Source organism: Streptomyces sp. NPDC031479 (genome assembly GCF_055581065.1).
In genome coordinates this window covers 1-4887 of record NZ_JBVIKC010000093.1, presented here as the reverse complement: position 1 = coordinate 4887, position 4887 = coordinate 1, and the positions used below count along the sequence as shown (strand labels likewise).

At 68.3% G+C, this 4887-nt stretch carries 4 protein-coding genes and 1 pseudogene; 1 reads left to right on the top strand and 4 read right to left on the bottom strand.

Going from position 1 to position 4887, the window contains the following annotated elements; translation table 11 throughout:
- Positions 1-199 (bottom strand): helix-turn-helix domain-containing protein (locus tag ACZ5D2_RS40685; protein ID WP_468936758.1); only part of this gene is annotated, 199 nt, incomplete at its 3' end.
- Between the two features lie 251 nt (positions 200-450).
- On the opposite strand from ACZ5D2_RS40685, the gene ACZ5D2_RS40680 reads away from it, so the two are divergent.
- Positions 451-885 carry an ATP-binding protein gene (locus ACZ5D2_RS40680; protein ID WP_468936755.1) on the top strand — a complete coding sequence of 145 codons (435 nt, stop codon included), beginning with the start codon at positions 451-453 and terminating at the stop codon, positions 883-885.
- A 63-nt stretch (positions 886-948) separates the two neighbouring features.
- On the opposite strand, the gene ACZ5D2_RS40675 is transcribed toward ACZ5D2_RS40680, so the two are convergent.
- The 3 genes and pseudogenes from ACZ5D2_RS40675 to ACZ5D2_RS40665 all read right to left on the bottom strand — a co-directional run.
- On the bottom strand, positions 949-1494 hold the full coding sequence (locus ACZ5D2_RS40675; protein WP_468936752.1) for a hypothetical protein: 546 nt from the start codon (positions 1492-1494) through the stop codon (positions 949-951).
- 676 nt (positions 1495-2170) lie between these two features.
- On the bottom strand, positions 2171-3187 hold the full coding sequence (locus ACZ5D2_RS40670) for a hypothetical protein (protein ID WP_371677288.1): 1017 nt from the start codon (positions 3185-3187) through the stop codon (positions 2171-2173).
- A pseudogene (locus tag ACZ5D2_RS40665) lies at positions 3184-4887 on the bottom strand (hypothetical protein); the annotation flags it as partial. The gene ACZ5D2_RS40670 and the pseudogene ACZ5D2_RS40665, both read right to left, overlap by 4 nt.

Sequence of the window (4887 nt, the reverse complement as noted above, 5' to 3'; positions counted from 1 at the left end):
GTGAGTAGAAGGTGGCGAGCCGTCTGACCCGCTCTTCGCTGACGCCCAGACGGCCTGCTTCGATGTGGCTGATCTTTGCCTGGTCGACCGACAGTAGTCCGGCCGCTTGCCGGGCTGTCGTGCCCGCTGACTCGCGCAGTTTCCGCAACTCGGCACCAAGTCGCGCTTGGCGCGCGGTCGGGTTGTCCCTCGGCGGCATGTGTCCCTTCCCCTCGTTCGGCACGAGTCTGCCGGTAAGCCTGCCATGGGTCCACCGGTCGGGTGGATCTGTCCTGGCAAGGTTGCACCGGTACATAGTTGCCCCTATGGTCCTGGGCAGTACCGCGTCGCACGCCAGTAGGACCGAAGTGCAGCCGCTGACACGCGTCTTGACCTGTGTCACCTGGGGGCGGCCAATGCCACGCACGGCTCGTACGGCGCGAACTCGTACCGCGTTGGGAGACAGCTGCGATGAACACGAGTGCTTTACGTCAGGCCGAAACCGCCCCCGGGCGGCCGCTGATCTACCGGATGACCGCGCCCGGCCGGGCCGATACGCCCCGGATCGCGCGGGACTGGGTGGTGTCCGTGCTGCGCGCGGCCGGGTACCGGGAGTTGGAGGAGCGGGCGCGGCTGTGTGCGTCCGAGGTGGTGACCAACGCCTACCGGCACACCGACAGCGCCGAGATCGCCGTCGAGGTCGTACTGGGGGGCCGGCGGGTCACCGTCCACGTCTACGACTGCGCGCCCGAGCGGCGGCCCCGGGGCGGCAGCCCCGGGCTCCTCGACACCCGCGGTCGCGGGCTCGGGCTCGTCGCCGCCTGTGCCGATGACTGGGCGGCGGTGTCCCAGGGGGACTGCGTCAAGGTCGTCTGGTTCGGCTTCGTGACCGAGGCGCGGGAGTGAGGCCCGTGGCGCGGGGAGGCGCCCCCGCCCGGGGTGGGGCGGGGGCGCCTTCGGAGGGTCCGGTCAGCAGGGGCGGATGTGGTAGACGGGGGTCCAGGAGGCCGTGCCGGTGGACTTGGCCACGTTCGACCAGCGTTCGCTGCCGTCGGAGTTGTAGAAGCGGGCCCGGGTGCCGGAGGTCTGGTTGTTGTTGAAGGTGCCGTCGCCGACGCCGTCGAAGTCGTAGTAGCCGCAGCGGTAGAAGTCGTAGGCGTAGCCCCGCCCGTCGACGATGCACAGGTGGCCGTTGCCGCAGGCCAGGGCGGTGTCGGGGGAGGCGAGGTCGCGGGTTTCGGCGCGGCCGGGGACGGCGACGGTCACGGTGCCGCCGGCGGTGGCGAGTGTGTTCGCGGAGACCTGGCGGGCCTGCGGGTCCTTCGCGAGGACGGCGTCGACCCGCCGCTGGAGCTGCCCGGCCTGCCGGCCGGAGAGGCCGGCGGCCCGTGCCTGCCCGGCGTAGACGGTCTGCTGGTCGGTCGGGGTGGTGGTCGAGGCGTGGGCGGACAGGACGGGCCCCGCGATCAGGGCCGCGGTGGCGGCGGTGATCGCCAGGGTCTTGCGCGCTGACATGGTGGTTCCCCTCTGGGTCGGCGACCGGAGGCCGCCCGTCCGTGCGGGCGGCCCGGATTGTCGGGACCATCCTTTCGAAGCCCACGCGTCGCATGAAGGGTGGAATCAGTCGCTGTGACTCCTTTGTGCACCCATCACCGCTGTTGCCCAGCACCACCGGCCCCAGCCATCTCGTACGGACGTACGCATCTCGGTGTACACGGCAATGATTCTTCCCCCGCTGGCGTGCGTGTTCATCCGCATAGACCGGGCGCTCACGCCGCATGGCGCAAAACAGGGCGAAGGGGTCGGGAGGTGTAGTAGATGTCACGGCGAGGTGGGAGCCGGGCGGCATGGAGTTGCTGCGCGCGTTCCTCGACTGCCTGCCCTATGTTCACAGCCTCCGCTGGGACCTTCTGGTCCGCGAACTGACGGGCACGCGGTCCCCGGCCCACCGCCTGGTCCCGACTTCAAGGGTCGCGCTCGGCGCGGCTCGTGTCGAATTCCTGCCTGATCAATGGCGTCGAAGGCTGTTCTGTCGAGCCACACCAGCGGCTCCGCCGCCGTATGTGCCTCCCAGGGGTCCAGTCGGACGCGACTGGCGACGAGGTCGAAGAGCGGAGTTCGTGAAACCCAGAGTGCCGCCCGCCGTAAATGCTCCCGCCTGAGATGGGAGCTGGAAGGGTGGCTCTGGGAATCAGTCGCCCACGGTTCGTACGTGATTACCGGGCGGGCCCTCGCTCGCAAGCTCCCGAAGAGCAGTCAGATCCAGAGTCCAGGGCTCGTCGCCCGCCGTCCGCCCAGCGAATTCGGCGAGAGCCTGTGAAGGGGATAGACCACGCTCATAGGCGGCGCCCAAGCGCTCCAACCAGAGGTGACCCGCCTCGATCCCCTCCTCGCCGACGGCGTCTCGCGGTTCGAAGCTCGCTGCCCCCTCGCCATCAGAGGCCCATGCGTACCCCACGACCACTTCGTGCGCGTTTGAAACGGGGATGCACTGCACCGGGCCAGCAGCAGAGCGCTTGTACGCGGCATCGAAGGCGGGGGCATTGCGGAAGGCTCGCTTCCTGTAGGGAATTTCGTAGCTGGCCCACACGTCGGAGGCGCGCCCGTCACTGCCGAAGAAGTTCTCGACGCCCGTCTCCGTGGCCTTGGCGAAGTAGGTGGGCTCTTCCGGGTCCGTCTCCGAGTCGAGCACCTCGGCAAGGCCTCGGAGGGCTGCTGACAGCCTCGGTGCGTTCGCGTCGTGGAGGGTCGGCTGAGCGCGGCCCTTGAGGTCATGGCTCATCCAGATGTCCGAGTACGTGATCAGCTCAACGGTGACGAACCCGTCGAACGCGGAGGCCCCCAGGAGGAACATGCCCTTCTCCAGCCCGCCCGTCTTACCGTCGCGCATTCCCGAGCAGATCGCCTGGGCGTCGACGGATCCGATGCGACCGGGGCGAAGCGCCTGCTGGATCTGCCTGGCGAGGCGTTCGGCGGACTGCTCCTCTTCCCGCCCCGCAGACAGCGTGAGGTCGCCCTCGAAGAGGTAGCTCTGCGGACTTCCCCACTCCGGAACGGCCAGATGTACGGTTGTCCCGCCCACGGCCAACCGGTGATCGGCAAGGACCGAGTAGGCGGCCACGAGGTCGGTGATGCAGCTCAGGACGGAATCGGCGGTCTCTGTATCCCTGCCCCAGGTCCACCGGGCAACGGGCGTACTGGCGATCACGGCGTTACCTCCGGTGTGAAGTGACCATCACGAGGCACGAAGATGACCCCGTCCGGCGTGCGGATGACGAACTGAACGTTCTTCGCGTCGAAGCGTTCCTGAATTCGGTCGATCTGCGTCAGTATCTCAGCCTTCGACGCCTTCGTTTCGACGACGAAGGTCTGGACATCCGCACGGGAGTCGATGAGCTGATGCATGCTCTTGAAAATGTTGCGGACGACCGTGGCCGGCGCATCTGGCGACTTGGGTCCCGTCATGTCTTTGAACTGCCAACCGTGAACTGTGCCGTCTGCCTCTCGCACCATCAGGTCAAGGTCGGTCTTCGGGCCTGTGAACACCCCGGGCTTGATCTCATGTCCACCCTGCTTGATTTCGAATGAGAGGTCGGTGAATCCCTGTTCGTGCAGTCTGTTGGCCAGGCGGATCTGCTCAAGACAGCCGGACGCTTCGTCCGGGCGAGAGAGGTTCGAGACCACGTACCCGAATCCTTCGGAGTCCTTGAAGCGGCCCGAGGCGATGGTGTCCGCCATCTCGCGGCCGGCGGGGTTATTTTCCAGCGTTTCCAGGATTGCGGGAAGATCGCTGTGTTTGGTCGTGGTGCCCCGAATCTGCTCCCGGATTTGCCGCTCCAGCGTCCCTCCGCGTTCGAGGGGGCCTGATCCTTGCGCCCGCTCCCAGCCTGCGGGCCCGTTCGTCTCGTTCGGGTGGCCATGGCCACCCGAAGGAAGATCGCCACCGCCGATCGGGTCAGCGCCCTGGTGGGGGACGGCCGGGCCGTGGCCGTTGTCGTGGTCGCCGGTGGACGGGGTGTCGTTGTGGTGGGTGCCGCCGGTGGGGGTGGTGTCTTGGCCGCCTGTGCTTGTGCCCCCGCCGGGTTCGGTGTGGCTGTTGTGGGCGGTGTTGTCGGCTGCGCCGCCGGGGGTGCGGGAGGGCGTGGCGCCGGGGGTGTGGGAGGTGACGTCGGCGGTGTGGGCGCCGACGCCGACCGGGACGTTCTCGTGCTTGGGGACCTCGGCCAGCGGGTGGTCGACGCCCTTGGGGACCGCGGTGAGGTCCTGCTTGGGCAGCCCGTTGTGGTCCAGGAGCTGGTTCGAGGTCTTGTCGAAGTACTGCGGACGGCCCAGCGCGTCGTCGGGGAGACGGACGGTGTCCTCGGGGTGCGGGAACGTGATCCCGGGCGCGTCGGCCTTCGGGAGGTCCTTCCAGATCACGTCGTCGATCTTCGGGAACGCCCCGTCGGCCTTGCCCAGGTTCGCGAACAGGTCACCGATCTTCATCTTCGCCAGCGAGCCGGCCTTGCCGATGTAGGTGATCGGATCGATGAGGCGGCCCGCCTTCCCGGCCACGCTGATGACCTTCGCCACCGTGCCCGCCTTCGCGGCCGTACCGCCACCGCCGGTGAACACGGTGGTCAGGACGTTGAAGGTGACCGCACCGGCCGCGCGGGCCGGGTTCTTGCCCCACTCGTCCCAGGCGACCAGCGCCTTGCCCGTCTCCTTCATCGCATTACGCGAGTCACGCAGCCACGACGGGAGCTGCTTGTCGTCGGCCATCCAGAACGCGGTGCCCACTCCCGGGTAGGTGGTCAGGGCCAGGCCTGTGGCGAGCTTCGCCAGCCCCGTCCAGGCCTGACCGGCCTTGTCCCACCCGTCGACACCGATGAGCGTTCCCAGGCCACGGATCGTGCCCCAGATCCCGTC

Coding starts and splice junctions, on each gene's coding strand:
- ACZ5D2_RS40680 (WP_468936755.1), top strand. CDS start 451: ATGAACACGAGTGCTTTACGTCAGGCCGAAACCGCCCCCGGGCGGCCG.
- ACZ5D2_RS40675 (WP_468936752.1), bottom strand. CDS start 1,494: ATGTCAGCGCGCAAGACCCTGGCGATCACCGCCGCCACCGCGGCCCTG.